Annotated in this window: 17 protein-coding genes and 5 tRNA genes; 9 read left to right on the forward strand and 13 right to left on the reverse strand. The window is 69.7% G+C overall.

The window, feature by feature from the left end:
• Positions 1–169: 169 nt before the first annotated feature.
• A complete protein-coding gene (gene leuD, locus ACWIGU_RS41095) occupies positions 170–763 on the reverse strand; it encodes a 3-isopropylmalate dehydratase small subunit (protein ID WP_454406925.1) in 594 nt (197 codons plus the stop codon).
• Between the two features lie 6 nt (positions 764–769).
• A complete protein-coding gene (leuC, locus tag ACWIGU_RS41100; RefSeq protein WP_454406927.1) occupies positions 770–2,200 on the reverse strand; it encodes a 3-isopropylmalate dehydratase large subunit in 1,431 nt (476 codons plus the stop codon).
• Positions 2,201–2,385: 185 nt separating this feature from the next.
• On the opposite strand from leuC, the gene ndgR reads away from it, so the two are divergent.
• The gene (gene ndgR, locus ACWIGU_RS41105) at positions 2,386–3,102 is read left to right on the forward strand and encodes an IclR family transcriptional regulator NdgR (RefSeq protein ID WP_100595026.1); all 717 of its coding nucleotides are present in this window, start codon (positions 2,386–2,388) and stop codon (positions 3,100–3,102) included.
• 150 nt (positions 3,103–3,252) lie between these two features.
• On the opposite strand, the gene ACWIGU_RS41110 is transcribed toward ndgR, so the two are convergent.
• The 9 genes from ACWIGU_RS41110 to ACWIGU_RS41150 form a co-directional block, all read right to left on the reverse strand.
• Positions 3,253–3,325 (reverse strand) — tRNA-Glu (locus tag ACWIGU_RS41110).
• A gap of 28 nt (positions 3,326–3,353) precedes the next feature.
• Positions 3,354–3,425 (reverse strand) — tRNA-Gln (locus ACWIGU_RS41115).
• Positions 3,426–3,455: 30 nt separating this feature from the next.
• Positions 3,456–3,528, reverse strand: a tRNA-Glu gene (locus ACWIGU_RS41120).
• A 62-nt stretch (positions 3,529–3,590) separates the two neighbouring features.
• Positions 3,591–3,663, reverse strand: a tRNA-Glu gene (locus tag ACWIGU_RS41125).
• Between the two features lie 41 nt (positions 3,664–3,704).
• A tRNA-Gln gene (locus ACWIGU_RS41130) sits at positions 3,705–3,776 on the reverse strand.
• Between the two features lie 88 nt (positions 3,777–3,864).
• The gene (locus tag ACWIGU_RS41135; protein WP_454406929.1) at positions 3,865–4,602 is read right to left on the reverse strand and encodes an HAD family hydrolase; all 738 of its coding nucleotides are present in this window, start codon (positions 4,600–4,602) and stop codon (positions 3,865–3,867) included.
• Between the two features lie 10 nt (positions 4,603–4,612).
• Positions 4,613–6,127, reverse strand: a complete 1,515-nt coding sequence (gltX, locus tag ACWIGU_RS41140) for a glutamate--tRNA ligase (protein WP_454406931.1) — start codon at positions 6,125–6,127, stop codon at positions 4,613–4,615.
• Positions 6,120–6,896 carry a fumarylacetoacetate hydrolase family protein gene (locus ACWIGU_RS41145; RefSeq protein ID WP_329569980.1) on the reverse strand — a complete coding sequence of 259 codons (777 nt, stop codon included), beginning with the start codon at positions 6,894–6,896 and terminating at the stop codon, positions 6,120–6,122. The genes gltX and ACWIGU_RS41145 overlap by 8 nt, the downstream gene beginning before the upstream one ends.
• 158 nt (positions 6,897–7,054) lie before the next feature.
• Positions 7,055–7,249: a hypothetical protein gene (locus ACWIGU_RS41150; protein ID WP_454406932.1), complete on the reverse strand. Its 195-nt coding sequence runs from the start codon at positions 7,247–7,249 to the stop codon at positions 7,055–7,057.
• A gap of 578 nt (positions 7,250–7,827) precedes the next feature.
• Here ACWIGU_RS41150 and ACWIGU_RS41155 point away from each other — a divergent pair.
• The 8 genes from ACWIGU_RS41155 (at position 7,828) to ACWIGU_RS41190 (ending at position 18,470) form a co-directional block, all read left to right on the forward strand.
• Entirely contained in the window at positions 7,828–11,670 is a 3,843-nt protein-coding gene (locus tag ACWIGU_RS41155; protein ID WP_454406933.1) for a nitrate- and nitrite sensing domain-containing protein, read from the forward strand.
• Between the two features lie 9 nt (positions 11,671–11,679).
• Positions 11,680–12,093 (forward strand): roadblock/LC7 domain-containing protein, encoded by a 414-nt coding sequence (locus ACWIGU_RS41160; RefSeq protein ID WP_067164664.1) that lies wholly within the window; start codon positions 11,680–11,682, stop codon positions 12,091–12,093.
• A 109-nt stretch (positions 12,094–12,202) separates the two neighbouring features.
• Positions 12,203–12,613, forward strand: coding sequence for a DUF742 domain-containing protein (locus ACWIGU_RS41165; RefSeq protein WP_454406935.1), 411 nt, complete (start codon positions 12,203–12,205; stop codon positions 12,611–12,613).
• Positions 12,594–13,175 (forward strand): GTP-binding protein, encoded by a 582-nt coding sequence (locus ACWIGU_RS41170; protein ID WP_100595019.1) that lies wholly within the window; start codon positions 12,594–12,596, stop codon positions 13,173–13,175. Before ACWIGU_RS41165 ends, ACWIGU_RS41170 begins: the two co-directional genes overlap by 20 nt.
• Positions 13,176–13,542: 367 nt before the next feature.
• Positions 13,543–16,788 carry a sensor histidine kinase gene (locus ACWIGU_RS41175; protein ID WP_454406936.1) on the forward strand — a complete coding sequence of 1,082 codons (3,246 nt, stop codon included), beginning with the start codon at positions 13,543–13,545 and terminating at the stop codon, positions 16,786–16,788.
• 10 nt (positions 16,789–16,798) lie between these two features.
• Entirely contained in the window at positions 16,799–17,212 is a 414-nt protein-coding gene (locus ACWIGU_RS41180) for a roadblock/LC7 domain-containing protein (RefSeq protein WP_100595178.1), read from the forward strand.
• A 93-nt stretch (positions 17,213–17,305) separates the two neighbouring features.
• Positions 17,306–17,908: a DUF742 domain-containing protein gene (locus ACWIGU_RS41185; protein ID WP_454406937.1), complete on the forward strand. Its 603-nt coding sequence runs from the start codon at positions 17,306–17,308 to the stop codon at positions 17,906–17,908.
• Positions 17,889–18,470: a GTP-binding protein gene (locus ACWIGU_RS41190; RefSeq protein WP_054239772.1), complete on the forward strand. Its 582-nt coding sequence runs from the start codon at positions 17,889–17,891 to the stop codon at positions 18,468–18,470. Before ACWIGU_RS41185 ends, ACWIGU_RS41190 begins: the two co-directional genes overlap by 20 nt.
• A gap of 124 nt (positions 18,471–18,594) precedes the next feature.
• On the opposite strand, the gene ACWIGU_RS41195 is transcribed toward ACWIGU_RS41190, so the two are convergent.
• Both ACWIGU_RS41195 and ACWIGU_RS41200 read right to left on the reverse strand, forming a co-directional pair.
• Entirely contained in the window at positions 18,595–18,789 is a 195-nt protein-coding gene (locus ACWIGU_RS41195; protein ID WP_326773951.1) for an acyl-CoA carboxylase epsilon subunit, read from the reverse strand.
• A gap of 22 nt (positions 18,790–18,811) precedes the next feature.
• Positions 18,812–19,066, reverse strand: a 255-nt coding sequence (locus ACWIGU_RS41200) for a carboxyl transferase domain-containing protein (protein ID WP_454406938.1), incomplete at its 5' end; no start/stop codon positions are given.

Genomic DNA, 19,066 nt, shown 5'->3' on the forward strand with positions numbered 1-19,066 from the left:
GCGCCACGAGATGCGCGTACGTCGTGAACACCCTTGAAAACACGGCGAGTTGAAACCTCCGGAACGGCACTTGGCGAGCGGTCGGAGGCCGGATACAGCTGTACCCCCAACCGTCCACGATTGGGGGTACAGATGCTTGTTGCGATGGCCGGAATCAGCCTTGCAGAGTTCAGATCTGCACGGTCTGCGGCTTGAACGACGGACGCTTGGACTCGTAGTCCGCGATGTCGCCCTCGTTCTGGAGCGTGATGCTGATGTCGTCCAGGCCGTTCAGCAGCCGCCAGCGCGCGTTCTCGTCGAGTTCGAAGGCGGCGGTGACGCCCTCGGCCCGTACTTCACGGGCCTGAAGGTCGACCGTGATCTCGGCCTGGGGGTCGTTCTCCACGAGGCTCTGCAGCGCGTCCACGACCTTCTGGTCGAGCACCACCGTGAGCAGGCCGTTCTTGAGCGAGTTGCCGCGGAAGATGTCGGCGAACCGCGAGGAGATGACGGCCTTGAAGCCGTAGTTCTGCAGCGCCCACACCGCGTGCTCGCGGGAGGATCCGGTGCCGAAGTCGGGACCTGCAACCAGGACCGTGGCTCCCTCGCGTTCGGCCTTGTTCAGCACGAACTCGGGGTCCTTGCGCCAGGCCTCGAAGAGCCCGTCCTCGAAACCGTCCCTGGTGACCTTCTTGAGCCAGTGGGCGGGGATGATCTGGTCGGTGTCGACGTTGCTGCGGCGCAGCGGGACGGCCCGGCCGGTGTGCGTGGTGAATGCTTCCATGGCTGATCAGACTCCAGCGGGCGTACGGGCGTCAGTGTCGGACAGGTCGGCCGGAGAGGCCAGGTGGCCGAGCACGGCGGTGGCGGCGGCGACCTGGGGCGAGACCAGGTGGGTACGGCCGCCCTTGCCCTGCCGGCCCTCGAAGTTGCGGTTCGAGGTGGACGCGGAGCGCTCGCCGGGGGCGAGTTGGTCGGGGTTCATGCCCAGACACATCGAGCAGCCCGCGTGCCGCCATTCGGCGCCGGCCTCCTTGAAGACCTTGTCCAGGCCCTCGGAGACGGCCTGCAGACCCACCCGCGCGGAGCCGGGAACGACCAGCATCCGTACGCCGTCGGCGACTTTGCGGCCCCCGACGATCTCGGCGACGGCGCGCAGGTCCTCGATGCGGCCGTTGGTGCACGAACCTACGAAGACGGTGTCGACCTTGACGTCACGCAGCGGCTGCCCGGCGGTCAACCCCATGTATTCCAGGGCCTTTTCGGCGGCGAGGCGCTCCGAAGCGTCCTCGTACGAAGCAGGGTCGGGGACGTGCGACGACAGGGGCGAGCCCTGGCCGGGGTTGGTGCCCCAGGTGACGAACGGCGACAGCGCTGCGGCGTCGATGACGACCTCGGCGTCGAATTCCGCGTCGTCGTCCGACTTCAGCGTCTTCCAGTACGCAACCGCTGCGTCCCAGTCCTCGCCCTTGGGGGCGTGCGCACGGCCCTCGAGGTAGGCGAAGGTGGTCTCGTCGGGGGCGATCATGCCCGCGCGGGCACCGGCCTCGATCGACATGTTGCAGATGGTCATGCGGGCTTCCATCGAGAGCTTCTCGATGGCGGAGCCGCGGTACTCCAGGATGTAGCCCTGGCCGCCGCCCGTCCCGATCTTCGCGATGATGGCGAGGATCAGGTCCTTGGCGGTGACGCCCTCGGGCAGCTCACCGTCGACGGTGATGGCCATCGTGCGCGGACGGGCCAGCGGCAGCGTCTGGGTCGCCAGGACGTGCTCGACCTGGGAGGTGCCGATACCGAAGGCCAGCGCGCCGAACGCGCCGTGCGTGGACGTGTGGGAGTCGCCGCAGACGACCGTGGTGCCCGGCTGGGTCAGGCCCAGCTGGGGGCCGACGACGTGCACGACGCCCTGCTCGACGTCACCCAGCGAGTGCAGACGCACACCGAAGTCGGCACAGTTCTTGCGCAGCGTCTCCAGCTGGGCGCGCGAGACCGGGTCCGCGATCGGCTTGTCGATGTCGAGGGTCGGGGTGTTGTGATCCTCGGTGGCGATGGTGAGGTCGAGGCGCCGCACCTGGCGACCGGTCTGACGCAGGCCGTCGAAGGCCTGCGGGCTGGTCACCTCGTGCAGCAGGTGCAGATCGATGAAGAGGAGGTCGGGCTCGCCCTCGGCGCGCCGGACGACGTGGTCGTCCCAGACCTTCTCCGCGAGTGTCCTACCCATCGCTTTCCCTCCGGCCGGCATCGTGAGCCGGCCCAACTAGAGATCGTGGTCGCCGACGTCCGTACCCCTCGTACCGGACGTGAACGTCCCGGCCCGTTGGTCTGCGGGCCGCTGTAAGTACAGGGTGTCAAGTTTCACGGGAAATTGAACTTGCGTTTCACAGAGTGAGACGCGAGTATCGACGCATGGACAACTCTAGCGGCGTCGGCGTTCTGGACAAGGCGGCCCTTGTTCTCAGCGCCCTGGAGTCCGGTCCGGCCACCCTCGCGGGGCTGGTCGCGGCGACCGGACTGGCAAGACCCACGGCTCACCGTCTCGCCGTGGCACTGGAACACCACCGCATGGTGGCGCGTGACATGCAGGGCCGTTTCATTCTCGGCCCGCGCATGGCCGAGCTGGCCGCGGCGGCGGGCGAGGACCGCCTGCTCGCGACGGCGGGCCCGGTACTCACCCACCTACGCGACGTGACGGGCGAGAGCGCGCAGCTCTATCGCCGGCAGGGCGACATGCGCATCTGCGTCGCGGCCGCCGAGCGCCTGTCGGGCCTGCGGGACACCGTCCCCGTGGGCTCCACGCTCACGATGAAGGCGGGCTCGTCGGCGCAGATCCTGATGGCCTGGGAGGAGCCCGAGCGCCTGCACCGCGGCCTCCAGGGCGCCCGCTTCACGGCGACCGCCCTGTCGGGCGTACGGCGCCGCGGCTGGGCCCAGTCGATCGGCGAGCGGGAGCCGGGCGTCGCGTCCGTCTCCGCGCCGGTGCGCGGCCCCTCGAACCGCGTCGTCGCGGCGGTCTCGGTCTCCGGACCGATCGAGCGCCTGACGCGCCACCCGGGCCGGATGCACGCGCAGGCCGTCATCGACGCGGCGGGACGCCTCTCCGAGGCCCTGCGCCGCACCGGCTGACCCTCCCCCACCACACCGCTCCCCCTCGGGCCGGCCGCTTCAACGCCGCAGCGACCGGCCCGAGTTGAGACTTGTCGGGACCTCACGGGCACCCGCTCCGGGCAACGCGAAGAGGCCCTCCCCTGCTGGGGAGGGCCTCTTGCTGTCTTGTACCCCCGACCGGATTCGAACCGGCGCTACCGCCTTGAGAGGGCGGCGTGCTAGGCCGCTACACAACGGGGGCAAGGATCTTGTGATGCCACGCGATCCAGCTGGGCTACCAGGACTCGAACCTAGAACAACGGAACCAGAAACCGTCGTGTTGCCAATTACACCATAGCCCAATGCGATCCAGGCCTGGGTGGCCCGATCAGTACCCCCGACCGGATTCGAACCGGCGCTACCGCCTTGAGAGGGCGGCGTGCTAGGCCGCTACACAACGGGGGCCCTAGCGATCCTGCATGAGAAACAGCGGGTGCGACCCGGACTGTCCCCCTGGGAAGGATCTGTACCCCCGACCGGATTCGAACCGGCGCTACTGCCTTGAGAGGGCAGCGTGCTAGGCCGCTACACAACGGGGGCTTTGCGGATCTGGAATCCGCGATGCAGATAAGCTCTGCGAGCTGGCCTACCAGGACTCGAACCTAGACTAACGGAACCAGAAACCGTCGTGCTGCCAATTACACCATAGGCCATCAAAAAGCAACCCCTTGCGAGGGTTCTGTTTGATTTACGCTTCCGGGTCCGGCCTGTCGGCCCGTTTCCCTCGGCGCAGGAAGAACATTACCCGAAGGTGGACGGCGCTCCAAAACGGGTATCCGGGGCCAGCAGGGCGGGGAGCTGGCCGAGCGCCGTGATGCGCGTGAGTTCGGGACGGCCGCCGGTCCGCGCACGGTCCAGCCAGATGCCGGTGAGCCCCGCCTCCTCGGCGCCACGGGCGTCGGTGTCGGGCTGGTCGCCGACGTACGCGACCTCGTGCGGGGGCAGTTCCAGCGCCTCGCAGGCGGCGTGGAAGGCGGCCGCCTGCGGTTTGGCCACGCCGAGTTCGGCGGCGCAGACGACGGCCTCGAAGCGGTCCCTGACGCCGAGGACGCGCAGCTTGCGGTCCTGGTTGTGCAGCGAGGAGTTGGACAGGACGGCGTGCCGGTAGCGGTCCGCGAGGAGGTCGAGCACGGGGACGGTGTCGGGGAACAGCGCCCAGGCGGCCTCGTAGTGGACGATGTAGCGCCCGAACCAGGCGTCGGCCTCTGCGTCGCCCATGTCGTCGGCGTCGTCGGCGCCGCTCCCCACGAAGGCCCGTACGCGATCGCGGCGCTGACCCTCCCAGTCGGTCTCGCCCGATTCGAAGCGCGCCCAGTGCTCCTGGGTGAGGGTGCGCCAACGGGCGAGGGCCTGGCCGACGGAGGTGAATCCGTCGGCCAGGCCCTCGGCCCGAAGGTGTTCCCGCATTCCCGCGCGGTCCGCGTTCGCGTAGTCGAAGATCGTGTCGTCTACGTCCCACAGGACCGCGCGGATCGGCATGTGACCGAGCTTAGGCCGTGAGCTTGGCCAGCGCCGCGTCGATGCGGGTCAGGGTCTTGTCCTTGCCCAGGATCTCCAGGGACTCGAAGAGGGGCAGGCCGACCGTGCGGCCGGTGACGGCGACGCGGACCGGGGCCTGCGCCTTGCCGAGCTTGAGGCCATGCTCCTCGCCGGCGGCCAGGACGGCCTCCTTGAGGGCGTCGGCCGACGTCCAGTCGGCGGCCTCGAGCTTCGCGCGGGCCGTGGTCAGGAGGCCGGCCGGGTCGCCCTTCATGGCCTTGGTCCAGGACGCCTCGTCCTCCACCGGCTCCTTGAGGAACAGGAAGTCGACGTTGGCCGTGATGTCCGACAGGACCGTCACACGGGTCTGCGCGTGGGGGGCGATGGCCTCCCAGGCCGCCTGGTCGAAGTCCTCGGGCGCCCAGTTGGCGAACGGGGCGCGCAGCCACGGCTCGCAGGCCGTCGCGAACGCCTTCACGTCCAGCATGCGGATGTGGTCGCCGTTGATCGACTCGGCCTTCTTGAGGTCGAAGCGCGCCGGGTTCGCGTTGACGTCCGCGAGGTCGAACTTCGCGACCATGTCCTCGATGGAGAAGACGTCCTGGTCGGCCGAGAAGGACCAGCCGAGCAGGGACAGGTAGTTGAGCAGTCCCTCGGGCAGGAAACCGCGCTCGCGGTAGAGGTTGAGCGAGGCCTGCGGGTCGCGCTTCGAGAGCTTCTTGTTGCCCTCGCCCATGACGTACGGGAGGTGGCCGAAGGCGGGCGTGAGCTTCGCGATGCCGAGCTCGGTGAGCGCCTTGTAGAGGGCGATCTGGCGGGGCGTGGACGAGAGCAGGTCCTCGCCGCGCAGGACGTGGGTGATCTCCATGAGAGCGTCGTCGACCGGGTTGACCAGCGTGTACAGCGGGGCGCCGTTCGCGCGGACGATGCCGAAGTCCGGGACGTTCTCCGGCTGGTAGGTGATCTCGCCGCGGACCAGGTCCTCGAAGGTGATCGCCTCGTCGGGCATACGGAAACGGACGATGGGCTGCCGGCCCTCGGCCTCGTACGCGGCGATCTGCTCGGCGCTCAGGTCGCGGCAGTGACCGTCGTAACCGGAGGGCTTGCCGGCGGCGCGGGCGGCGTCGCGGCGGACGTCGAGCTCCTCGGTGGAGCAGTAGCAGCGGTACGCGTGGCCGGCGGCGAGGAGCTTCTCGGCGACGTCCTTGTAGATGTCCATGCGCTGCGACTGGCGGTACGGCGCGTGGGGGCCGCCGATCTCGGGGCCCTCGTCCCAGTCGAAGCCCAGCCAGCGCATCGAGTCGAGCAGCTGGTTGTACGACTCCTCGGAGTCGCGGGCCGCGTCGGTGTCCTCGATGCGGAAGACCAGGGTGCCCTGGTTGTGCCGGGCGTAGGCCCAGTTGAAGAGGGCGGTGCGCACCAGGCCCACATGGGGGTTGCCGGTGGGAGAGGGACAGAAACGTACGCGTGGGGGTACCCCCCGGTCGAGCGGATTCGAGAGCTTGGGGGAGTTCGCGTTAGCCACGCTTGATCACCTTGTTGGTGAGAGTGCCGATGCCTTCGATGGTGACGGCGACCTCGTCGCCGACGTTGAGCGGGCCGACCCCTTCCGGGGTGCCCGTGAGGATCACGTCGCCGGGGAGCAGCGTCATGGCCTCGGAGATGTTGACGATCAGGTCCTCGATCGAGTGGATCATCTGGGACGTGCGGCCGAGCTGGCGCTGCTGTCCGTTGACCGTGCACTGGATCGTCAGGTCGCTGGGGTCGAGGTCCGTCTCCACCCAGGGGCCGAGCGGGCAGGAGGTGTCGAAGCCCTTGGCCCTGGCCCACTGCTTCTCGCGCTTCTGGACGTCACGCGCGGTGACGTCGTTCGCGCAGGTGTAGCCGAGGATGACGTCCTTGACGCGCTCGCGCGGGACCTCGCGGCACATGCGGCCGATGACGACGGCGAGCTCGGCCTCGTGGTGCAGTTCCTGCGAGAAGGAGGGGTACGCGATCTGGTCGCCGGGGCCGATCACCGAGGTGGACGGCTTGAAGAACGCGAAGGGGGCGTCCGGGACCTCGTTGCCCAGTTCCTTCGCGTGTTCCGCGTAGTTGCGGCCGAAGGCGACGACCTTGTTCGGGAGCACCGGCGGCAGGAGCCTGACCTTGCTCAGCGGGACCTTCGTACCGGAGAGTTCGAAGTCCGCGAACGGGATGCCCTTGATGATGTCGAGGACAAGCTCGTCAGGCTTGTCGCCCTCGACCGCGCCGAAGGCGACATTGCCGTCGATGGAGAATCTGGCGATCCGCACGAGTTGGCTGCGCCCCTTTTCTTGCTTGTGCCTGGTGGAATGTGATGCTTCAGGCTAGCGCGGGTGGGGGCTCGGGGTTGTTTGCCCGTTCCCCCCGGTGGGGGCTTGTCGCGCAGTTCCCCGCGCCCCTTTGGGGCACGGAGATCAGGGGCGCGTCCTCACGCCGCCTCGGTCGTCTCCGGGAGCTCCATCAGGATGGCGCGGCGCGGGTTGGCCGTCTGCGCGGGGAGTTCGACGGAGTACTCGGGCTGCTCCGGTGCCGCCTGCAGCTCGTCGGCGTCCTTGAGGTGCATCAGCGTCGTACGCCGCGGGTTGGCGATGTTGCGGAACATCGCGGACTTCACTGTCTTCATGTGTCGCTCGTGACCTTGTCGGTGCGGGCGCCCGCAGGGCGCCGGTTGTCGGATTCGCCATCCCTGTAAAGCGTCAGGCTAAACATCTGATTACCGTCGAAAGCGAGGAAGAGACGATGTTCTTCGTGTGAGTTTGCTCACCAGAGGGCGGGCAAAGGTTTCAATTCGGACCCGAAGTGTGCCGTACCGAAACGGGCATTCCGCCACTGAAGCCACGATTCCGCTCCCGATCATGGCGACTGGGACACCCCCGGGGCGTAGGTGGAACGTCATTAAAAGTCCGTTATCGACGAGATCACTTTCTACGTCTCGTGACACACCCCTCACACGGCGTCACACTGGTCGCGTGCTGACGCTCGGCCCTTGTTGGAGATCCTGCACTGTGCTGGAATTCGCGGGACCGCCGCGAGATCGAGCCGGCGCGCACGGGGCGCAACGCAGCGCCGAGTCGCGGCGGGAAGGGGGAGCAGCGCCGGTCACCGACGACCGAAGGGGGCGTGTCCGCTCGCCCCCGAACTACGCCGACACCGTCCCGTCCGCGCACGCGGGGGACGCCTGGTCCAGAGGTTGCGACGCTAGTGCAGGGACGTAAGAACAGGGATGGCAGCGCTGCGGCGGAGCCTGAGCCGCGCGGCGGGACTGGCCCGATGACAGGCAGTTCCTCGCCCCAGCACGCCCAGAACCCGGGCCGGACCGCCTCCGTCGAGGGCAGTACGACGGCCTCGGCCGCGCCCAAGACCGCCGCGAAGCCGAAGAGCCCGACCGGCCCCGGCTCGCGAATAGCCCTGCGCAACTGGCGTATCTCCACCCGCCTGGTGTCGCTGCTCGCTCTCCCCGTGGTCGCCGCGACCTCCCTCGGCGCGCTGCGTATCGGCGAGTCGATGAGCGACATCCAGCAGCTCGACAACATGAAGCTGCTGACCGACATGACCAAGCAGGCCACCGAGCTCGCGTCCGCGCTCCAGGAGGAGCGCGACCAGTCGGCGGGCCCGCTGGCCAACGGCGGCAAGGCGACCGAGGACTACACCGTCAAGGGAGCGCGCGAGAAGACCGACCGCGCGCGCAAGGCCTTCATGGAAGGCACGTACGAGATCACCGACGGGACCAGCAACAGCGGTCTCGACGGTGTGCAGGACCACGTCACGCAGATCGCCGGCCAGCTCAACAACCTCAAGGGCATCCGGCAGGACGCGTTCCAGGACCGCAGCACCTCGTCCCAGACGATCGACGCCTACAGCCGCCTCGTCGAGCAGCTCCTGTCGCTGTCCACCGACATGGCGCAGGCGACCAGCAACCCCGAGATGATCAAGCGCACGCGCGCCCTGGCGTCGTTCTCCTCCGCCAAGGAGTACGCGTCCGTGCAGCGCGCCGTCATCGCGGCCGCCCTGCCCCCGAACGACCGTGACTTCGGCAAGCTCTCCGAGACCGACCGCCGCTACGGCGAGTCCGCGCTGGAGAACCAGGAGTCCGACCTCAAGGGCTTCAGCTCCGTCTACGGAAACGTCGCCGCCACCGAGCTGATGAAGCCCATCGACTCGGGCAACGCGACGATCAAGGCCGCCGACCAGTACGCCCGCCGCGCCCTCAGCCAGGAGGGCGGCATCAGGATCCAGGACAAGCGGTCCTACAAGGACTGGGTCGACGCGGACAGCCAGCGTCTGCAGGAAATGTCCAAGATCGAGCTGACGCTGCTCAACCAGATGGAGCAGCAGGCCCGCGAGCTGCGCAACGAGTCCGAGCGCACGGCCATCATCAACGGTGCCCTGATCCTGCTCGTCCTCGGCGTCTCGCTCGTCGGCGCGTTCGTCGTGGCCCGGTCCATGATCCGCTCGCTGCGCCGGCTCCAGGACACCGCGACCAAGGTCGCCCAGGACCGTCTGCCCGAGCTGGTCAAGCAGCTGTCCGAGTCGGACCCGCAGGACATCGACACCTCCGTCGAGTCCGTCGGTGTGCACTCGCGCGACGAGATCGGCCAGGTGGCCTCGGCCTTCGACGACGTGCACCGCGAGGCGGTCCGTCTGGCCGCCGAGCAGGCCCTGCTGCGAGGCAACGTCAACGCGATGTTCACCAACCTCTCGCGCCGTTCGCAGGGTCTTATCCAGCGCCAGCTCTCGCTCATCTCCGAGCTGGAGTCCCGCGAGGCCGACCCCGACCAGCTGTCCTCCCTGTTCAAGCTCGACCACCTCGCGACCCGCATGCGCCGTAACGGTGAGAACCTCCTCGTTCTCGCCGGTGAAGAGCCCGGCCGCCGCTGGACCCGCCCGGTCCCGCTGGTCGACGTCCTGCGTGCCGCCGCCTCCGAGGTGGAACAGTACGAGCGCATCGAGCTGGCCTCGGTCCCCACGACCGAGGTCGCCGGACGCGTCGTCAACGACCTCGTGCACCTGCTCGCCGAGCTGCTCGAGAACGCGACCTCGTTCTCCTCGCCGCAGACCAAGGTCAAGGTCACCGGTCACGCGCTGCCCGACGGCCGTGTGCTCATCGAGATCCATGACACCGGTATCGGCCTCTCCCCGGAGGACCTCGCCGCGATCAACGAGCGGCTCGCGTCGCCGCCCACCGTGGACGTGTCGGTCTCGCGCCGCATGGGTCTGTTCGTGGTCGGCCGTCTGTCGCAGCGTCACGGCATCCGTATCCAGCTCCGCCCGTCCGACTCCGGTGGCACGACGGCGCTCGTCATGCTGCCCGTCGACGTCGCACAGGGCGGCAAGAAGGCTCCTGGCAAGCCCGGTCCCGGCGCCGCCTCCGGTGGTCCCGCCGCCGCGCAGGCCGCCGCCGGTGTGGCCGCCGCACGGCGTGGGGTCGGCTCGGGTGCGCAGGGCGGTCCGGGTGGCCCCGGTGGCACGGGCCGGCTCGGTGCCGGTCCCGGCGCGGCGCGTCCGCAGGTCGCGGGCTCGGGTCCGCGCGCCGCGCTGCCCGGCCGTGACGGCAACGGCCCGCAGGCCGGTGGCCCGCAGGCACCTCAGGCACCTCAGTCGCAGCAGTCGCCCCAGCAGGGTCGTCCGGCTCCGGCCGGCGCGTTCGGCGCGCAGGGGCTGCAGGGCGGTCCCGGCCAGGGTCAGCCGCAGGGTCAGGGCCTCGGCCAGGGCCAGGGCCAGGGCCAGAACGGTGCCGTACCGCCCCCGCAGCGTACGAACCAGGCGCCCGAGCAGGGCCGCCGGCCGGTCCTGCCGCCGCGTGGCGGGCCCCGCGCCGAGCTGCCCGGCGGCAACAACCCCCAGCCGCGCGTGCCGAGTTGGGGCAACGACGACGCGCAGCCGCCGGTGCCGCGCGCCTCGCTGGACGCGCCCCGCGGGCACGAGGAGCCGGACTCCACGTCGCAGTTCCCGCGGGTGGACGACCGCCAGGGCCCCGGCTCGACGGCCGAGTTCGCCCGGCCCGACTTCGACGGGCCCCGTCCCGGCGCGCCCGCCCCGCACGACCACGGTCAGGGCCAGGACACGGGGGCGTTCGTCCGTAACGACGTCTTCGGCGGCCACCAGAGCCAGTCGCAGAACCCGAACCACCTGCAGCCGCAGGGTCAGCCGCAGAACGCGAACCACCAGACCGGCCAGTTCGCGGCGCCCGGCTTCGGTGACGGTCTGCGCCCCGGCGCTCAGGACCCGTCCGCCACCGGCCAGTTCGCGGCCCCCGGCCAGAACAACTCCGGACGTCCGCGCCAGGACGGCCAGTTCCCCGGCGGCGACGCCTTCGGGCAGTCGCAGCAAGGACAGGGCCAGGGGCAGCCGCAGGGCCGCCCCGGCGGTCCCGCGCGCGAACTCCCGCAGCTCGGCTCCCGGGACGCGGCGGACTTCTCGATGCCGCGACCGCCGCTCCAGGGCGGTCAGGACCAGGGCTTCCCGGCGCAGCCGCAGGCCCCCGGCCGACAGGACGACCTGCCGCCCGCCGGACCCGGCGACGGCCGCACGCCGCTCTTCGACACCCTTGAGACCAACTGGTTCCACGGCCAGCAGGCCCCGCGGCAGCAGGACCGGCCGCAGGCGCCCGCCCCCCAGCAGAACAACGGCCGGCCGGGCGGCCTGCCGCAGCGCTCGCCGCAGCAGCCCCAGCCGCCCGCCGCCGCCTCCCCCGCGCCCGCCCGCCCGGCGGCCGCCGCACCCGCGGCGCCCCAGCAGGCTCAGGCGCCCGCCAACTGGCGCCAGTCGCCCAACGACGAACTCGGCCGCCAGGCCGAGCGGGTCCGCCAGCCCTCGGCCGGCGGGGTCACCGTCTCCGGGCTTCCGCGTCGCGTCCCGCGTGCGAACCTCGTCGCGGGTACGGCTCAGCAGCAACAGCACCAAACCGGTCCGCAGGTCTCGCGTTCGCCTGATGACGTTCGCGGCCGGCTGACCAATCTCCGTCGGGGCATCCAGCAGGGTCGCCAGGCCGGTACGGGCCAGACCGGCAGCTTCCCCAGCCCCACTCACCAGCAGGAGCGTTAGTTGACCCAGATGAGCCAGGCGGCACAGAACCTGAACTGGTTGATCACCAACTTCGTGGACAACACGCCGGGGGTCTCCCACACCGTCGTCGTGTCCGCGGACGGCCTGCTGCTCGCCATGTCGGAGGGATTCCCCCGGGACCGCGCCGACCAGCTGGCCGCCGTCGCTTCGGGCCTCACCTCGCTGACCGCGGGCGCGTCCCGGATCTTCGAGGGCGGCACGGTGGCCCAGACCGTGGTGGAGATGGAGCGTGGCTTCCTCTTCCTCATGTCGGTCTCGGACGGCTCGTCCCTCGCGGTGCTCGCGCACCCCGAGTGCGACATCGGCCTCGTCGGCTACGAGATGGCGCTGCTCGTGGACCGTGCGGGTTCCGTGCTCACCCCCGATCTCCGCGCCGAACTGCAGGGCAGCCTGCTGCACTAGTCACGCCCTCCCCCACACGCACGTATGACCGCACCGTCAGGCCGTCACCGTCCCCCACCGGCCCCGTCAGACGGCACGCAGACCACCTGCTGTCCCGCCCGGAGGATCCATGACCCCGCCCACCGCCTCTCACGACCCGTACGGCGTATCTCCGCACGCCGCGTACGGTCCTGAGGGCGACCAGCCGCTGGTGCGTCCTTATGCGATGACCGGTGGCCGGACACGGCCGCGCTACCAGCTCGCCATCGAGGCGCTCGTCAGCACGACCGCCGACCCGGCCCAGCTGTCAGGGCTGCTCCCCGAGCACCAGCGCATCTGCCACCTGTGCCGAGAGGTCAAGTCGGTGGCGGAGGTGTCGGCCCTGCTGTCGATGCCTCTCGGTGTGGCCCGGATCCTCGTCGCGGACCTGGCGGAAGCGGGAATGGTGGCCATCCACCAGCCCGGTGGCGACGAGAACGCAGGCGGCCAGCCAGACGTGACACTGCTCGAAAGGGTGCTCAGTGGACTTCGCAAGCTCTAACGGCGGAGGCGGCCGTTCCACCACGTCCGCGAAGATCGTGGTGGCGGGCGGCTTCGGCGTCGGCAAGACCACGTTCGTGGGCGCCGTCTCGGAGATCAACCCTCTGCGCACCGAGGCCGTCATGACGTCCGCGTCCGCGGGCATCGACGACCTCACCCACACCGGAGACAAGACGACGACCACCGTCGCCATGGACTTCGGCCGCATCACCCTGGACCAGGACCTGATCCTGTACCTCTTCGGTACGCCCGGTCAGGACCGCTTCTGGTTCATGTGGGACGACCTGGTGCGCGGCGCGATCGGCGCGATCGTGCTCGTCGACACCCGCCGTCTCGCCGACTGCTTCCCGGCCGTCGACTACTTCGAGAACTCCGGACTGCCCTTCGTCGTCGCCCTCAACGGCTTCGAGGGTCACCAGCCCTACACGCCCGACGAGGTGCGCGAGGCGCTCCAGATCGGTCCGGACACCCCGATCATCACCACGGACGCCCGACACCGTGCGGATGCAAAGAGTGGCCTGATCACGCTCGTCGAGCACGCGCTGATGGCCCGCCTGAAGTAGCTCTGCCGCCGAAAATCCGGCCATCAAGTGGCTAGATCCGTACGGCAGTTGTCGTACTGTGCCCGGAGGCCGCTGTGTCCTTTGACACGGTCGGCCTCCGTGTTCATAACGTTTCGACAGAGAATTCCAGTGCCTCAGACACAGGTCGCGCACACCCGGTTCCACTGTGCGCACAAGAGCCCCGCCTTTTGGCGGGGCTCGCTCTTTATGACCGTTTTATCTGGGGCATAGGTCACTCGGAGGTTCCGGTTCCCGGTGTTTGGAAGAGAACCGCCTGACGTGCTGGAATGCGCTGAACTGCCCAGTAGGTAAGGGCCTGGAGACAGCGGCACAGCGTAAGTGCCGACGCCGAGAGGTTGTTGGTCGAGTGAGGCGAAGCAAGAACAGTCCCGAGCCGTCGTCGGCGCGGGGCAACTTCACCCCGCCGCCGCGTGCAGCGGCGCCGGCCGCGCATGTGCCACGGGCCGAGGCGCCCCCGGCACCGTCCGGCGGCCGGATGTCGCCGCGCAACTGGCGGGTGCCCACCAAGCTGAACGCGATCCTGCTCATACCCGTGCTCGTGGGTCTGATCATGGGTGGCTTCCAGGTGAAGGGCTCGATCGACACCTGGAACGAGGCCGAGGACGCGGAGAACACCGCGCGTCTGGTGCAGGCGTCCCTGACGTACGCCAACAGCCTGATCGAGGAGCGCGACATCTCCGCGGCTCCTCTCCTGCTCGGCAAGAAGAACGACCCGAAGGTCGTCAAGGCCCGCGAGGCGACGAACGAGGCCGCCGACGCCTTCGACGCCGCCGCGAAGAACATGCCGGCCAAGGAAGGCCTCGAGCGCCGCCTCACACAGTTCCGTAAGGTCGAGCCCGGCCTGGAGAAGCTGCGGGCCGCCGCGTACACGAGCAAGCTCCCCGCCGTGCAGACCGAAGAGAACTATGTCGGCATCCAGCACCCGCTGATGGAGTTCGCCAACGAGCTCGGCCTCGGCACCGGAAACATCACGAGCTACGGCCGCACGGTCTACGCGATCTCGCTGTCCAAGGCCGCGCTCTCCCTCGAGCGGTCCATCGGTATGCACCTGCTGGTGAAGCCGGGCCCCACGGCCGAGACCTTCGGCAAGCAGAAGATCGCGCTCTCCTCCTACGCGTACCTCGAGGGCATCGCCGTCGAGGAGTACAAGGGCGGCGGCACGCAGGCCGACGTCGACAAGCTCGACGCCGCCAGGAAGCAGCTGGCGATCGACGGCGCGAAGCAGGCCAAGCAGGCCGTCGCCGCCGCGAAGGCGCAGGGCAAGACCTACGTCCCGCCGCCGACCGACCCCACGCAGATGGTGGCCGAGATCGCGGCACTGCCCACCACGCAGCCGAGCGCCCGCCTCGCCATCGCGCAGGACGGCGTCACCGCGGAGAACTGGTGGGCGGTCAACACCGCCAAGTTCAACGCGTACCGCACCATCGAGTCCGACCTCGCCGACAAGGCGGTGAACGAGGCCGCCGGCATCGCCGACGACGCCAAGCAGTCCACGTTCATCACCGGTGCGGTCGTCCTGGTCGCCCTGCTCGCCGCGTTCGCGCTGGCCGGGATGATGGCGCGCCAGATGAGCCGCTCGATGCGCCGCCTGCGCACCGCCGCCTTCGACGTCGCCGAGCAGCGCCTGCCGATGCTCGTCGACCAGCTCTCGCGCACCGACCCGGGCCGCGTCGACACCCGTGTGCAGCCCATCCCGATCAACTCCACGGACGAGATCGGCGAGGTCGCCCGCGCCTTCGACCAGGTGCACCGCGAGGCCGTCCGCCTCGCCGCCGAGCAGGCCCTGCTCCGCGGCAACATCAACGCGATCTTCACCAACCTGTCGCGCCGCAACCAGTCCCTGATCGAGGGCCAGCTGACCCTCATCACGGACCTGGAGAACAACGAGGCCGAGCCGGACCAGCTGGAGAACCTCTTCCGCCTGGACCACCTCGCGACCCGTATGCGCCGCAACGGCGAGAACCTCCTGGTCCTCGCCGGCGAGGAGCCGGGCCGCCGCTGGGACCAGCCGGTCCCGCTGGTCGACGTCCTGCGCGCCGCCTCCTCCGAGGTGGAGCAGTACGAGCGCATCGAGCTGTCGGGTGTGCCGGAGGCCGAGATCCACGGCCGTTCGGTGACCGACCTCGTGCACCTGCTCGCCGAGCTCCTGGAGAACGCCACGACGTTCTCCTCGCCGCAGACCAAGGTCCGTGTCACCGCGACCCGTCTGCCCGACGGCCGCGTCATGGTCGAGATCCACGACAAGGGCATCGGCCTCACCGCCGAGGACTTCGCGGACATCAACCACAAGCTGGCCAACCCGCCGACGGTGGACGCCGCGATCTCGCAGCGCATGGGCCTGTTCGTGGTCGGCCGCCTGTCCGACCGGCACGGCATCCGCGTCCAGCTGCGCCCCTCGGGCGAGCAGGCCGGCACGACGTCGCTCGTCATGCTGCCCGACGCCATCACCCACGGTGGCAGCGGCGAGCACCTCCCCGAGTCCGAGTTCACCGTCTCGTCGATGATCCCGTCGCAGTCGGCGTACGAGCCGACCCCGCTGCGCACCGCCGCGGAGCTCGGCTTCGACGACAGCCGCTACGGCGAGGTCCCCGACGACCTGCGCGACCTGGACCCGGTCGGCCGTTCGCTGATGCGCGAGGAGCGCCGCGCGGCCCTGGAGGCCCAGGCGCACACCGGTGAGCCGGGCGACGACCGCCCCCTGTTCCGCGACGAGATCGCGGCGGCGCAGGGCCAGGACCCGTTCGAGCAGCAGCAGACCACCTACCCTCCGGCGCAGGACGCGTACGACAACCGTCAGCAGCAGGCGTACGAGGATCCCTCGTCCGTCTATGCGCAGGGCCGGCAGACGTACGACGAGCAGCCGCAGAACGGCTCCTACAACGACTCGTTCTTCGCGCCGCAGGACGGCTACGCGTCCCAGGACGCGTATACGGAACCCGTCCAGGAGACGTACTCGGCCTTCGGCGATTCGCCGCTGCGCGGCTCGCAGCAGGGCGGCTGGCAGGCGCAGGACGGCTACCAGGAGTCCTACCGGTCCGAGCACAACGCTCAAGCGGAATCCGCGCAGCGCGCTGACGCCGGTCAGCAGGAGCGCGTAGGCTTCGACCCGCACGGTCCCGCGGCGCCGGCCGGGCCCACCCCGTCCGCCGCACGTTCGCTCACCGACTCCGGTCTTCCGATGCGCGGTGCGGGCGGGCAGCAGCGCCAGGCCCCGGCGGCGACGCCGGCACCCGACCGCGGCGACAACACCACCCAGGACAACGGCAGCGGCGACGGCAGCGGCCCCGGCGACTGGCGTTCGTCCAACGACGAGCGCTGGGTCCGCGCGGAGCAGCTCCGGAAGCCCAAGGCGGGCGGAGTCACCTCCTCCGGTCTGCCGCGCCGGGTGCCCAAGGCCAACCTGGTCGAGGGCACGGCGGAATCGACCCCGCAGGGCGGCCCCCAGGTCTCCCGCGCGCCTGAGGACGTCAGGGGCAGGCTGAGCAACCTGCGCCGTGGCGTGCAGCGGGGACGCGAAGCAGGAAGTGACACGAACGGCCAGGCCACGAATCAGCACAGTGGTCCTGACAGCACCTACAACCAGGAGCGTTAGTGTGAGCCCGATGAGCCAGGCGGCACAGAACCTGAACTGGTTGATCACCAACTTCGTGGACAACACCCCTGGGGTGTCCCACACGGTGGTGGTCTCCGCCGACGGACTCCTTCTGGCGATGTCCGAAGGGTTCCCGCGTGACCGTGCCGACCAGCTGGCGGCCGTAGCGTCGGGACTTACCTCGCTGACCGCGGGCGCGTCCCGCATCTTCGAGGGCGGCAGCGTGAACCAGACAGTTGTGGAGATGGAGCGAGGATTCCTCTTCCTTATGTCCATCTCCGACGGTTCTTCCCTCGCCGTCCTCGCACACCCGGAGGCGGACATTGGCCTCGTCGGGTACGAGATGGCACTTCTTGTCGACCGCGCGGGGACGGTTCTCACTCCCGACCTGCGGGCCGAGCTTCAGGGGAGCCTTCTCAACTGACAGACAGACGGTGCGATTTCGCGTTCCGTAGCCGTAAGGTTTCGGGACGCGGCTCCACGGTGATGGTGCCCGGCACAGTTGGAGGAGGAAAGCGTGGCTGGTTCTGCAACACCCCCGAGCGGTTCATCGGCGAACTGGTCCTACGGGCCTGGCCAGGGTCAGGGTCAGGGCCAGGGGCAGGGTGACGCGCCGAACCGGTACAACTTCCCCTCCGCGCCGAGCCACCAGCGGCAGCCGTACGCGCCCCCGCACCCGCCGCAGCCGCGGCAGCCGGGGCCGTACGACCAGCCGTCTGCACCGCGCATCCAGCCCGTGCAGCCGCAGCGGCGCCCCGACAGCCCCGCACCGGCCGCCAACAATCCCCTGGTGCGTCCCTACGCCATGACGGGTGGCCGCACCAGGCCGCGCTACCAGCTCGCCATCGAGGCGCTGGTGCACACCACCGCGCAGCCGCACCAGTTGCAGGGCCAGTTGCCCGAGCACCAGCGGATCTGCACCCTCTGCCGAGAGATCAAGTCAGTGGCCGAAGTCTCGGCCCTGCTCAGCATCCCCCTCGGCGTGGCCAGGATTCTCGTCGCCGACTTGGCGGAGGCGGGCCTGGTCGCCATTCATCAGCCCGGCGGCGAAGAGAACGCCGGCGGCCAGCCAGACGTGACTTTGCTCGAAAGGGTGCTCAGTGGACTTCGCAAGCTCTAGCGGAGGGCCTTCCCGCTCCACCACGTCCGCGAAGATCGTGGTGGCGGGCGGCTTCGGCGTCGGCAAGACGACCTTCGTGGGCGCCGTCTCGGAGATCAACCCTCTGCGCACCGAGGCCGTCATGACGTCCGCGTCCGCGGGCATCGACGACCTCACCCACACCGGAGACAAGACGACGACCACCGTCGCCATGGACTTCGGCCGCATCACCCTGGACCAGGACCTGATCCTGTACCTCTTCGGTACGCCCGGTCAGGACCGCTTCTGGTTCATGTGGGACGACCTGGTGCGCGGCGCGATCGGCGCGATCGTGCTCGTCGACACCCGCCGTCTCGCCGACTGCTTCCCTGCCGTCGACTACTTCGAGAACTCCGGACTGCCCTTCGTCGTCGCCCTCAACGGCTTCGACGGCAGCCAGCCGTACCAGCCGGACGAGGTCCGTGAGGCGCTGCAGATCGGCCCGGACACCCCGATCATCACGACCGACGCCCGTCACCGCGCGGATGCGAAGTCGGCGCTCATCACGCTCGTGGAGCACGCGCTGATGGCCCGCCTCCGGTAGCCTCCGGCGCCCGAAGGCATGGAAAAGCCCCCGGGACCCTGTGTGGGTCACCGGGGGCTTTTCCGCGCTGTGGGCCCGTCCTGAGAGGCCCTGAGAGGCCGGACGGGCCGTATGCCCGCCGGCCCTAGCCCTGCCAGCTGTGCGGGGCGCGGAAGCCGTGCTGGCGCTCCAGGCGGCGCCAGCCGGCCTTGTCGCGGCCACGCAGGGCGGGGCTGTCGGTCGATGCGGCGGCGGCGCGGGCCAGCAGGATCGCGGTCAGGGCCGCGACCTCCTCGGGCTCGGCGTGGCCCTTCTCAACGCGGATGTCGTGTGCAGACATGTGCAGTGATCTCCTTGTGGGGTTACTGCGGGGGGTTGCCGTGCTTGCGCGAAGGCAGGTCGGCGTGCTTCGTGCGGAGCATCGCGAGGGAGCGGATGAGCACCTCGCGGGTCTCGGCGGGGTCGATGACGTCGTCGACCAGGCCCCGCTCGGCCGCGTAGTACGGGTGCATGAGCTCGGCCTTGTACTCCTTGACCATGCGGGTGCGCATGGCCTCGGGGTCCTCGGCCTCGGCGATCTGACGGCGGAAGATGACGTTGGCGGCGCCCTCGGCACC

The organism is Streptomyces sp. NPDC055400 (genome assembly GCF_053644375.1).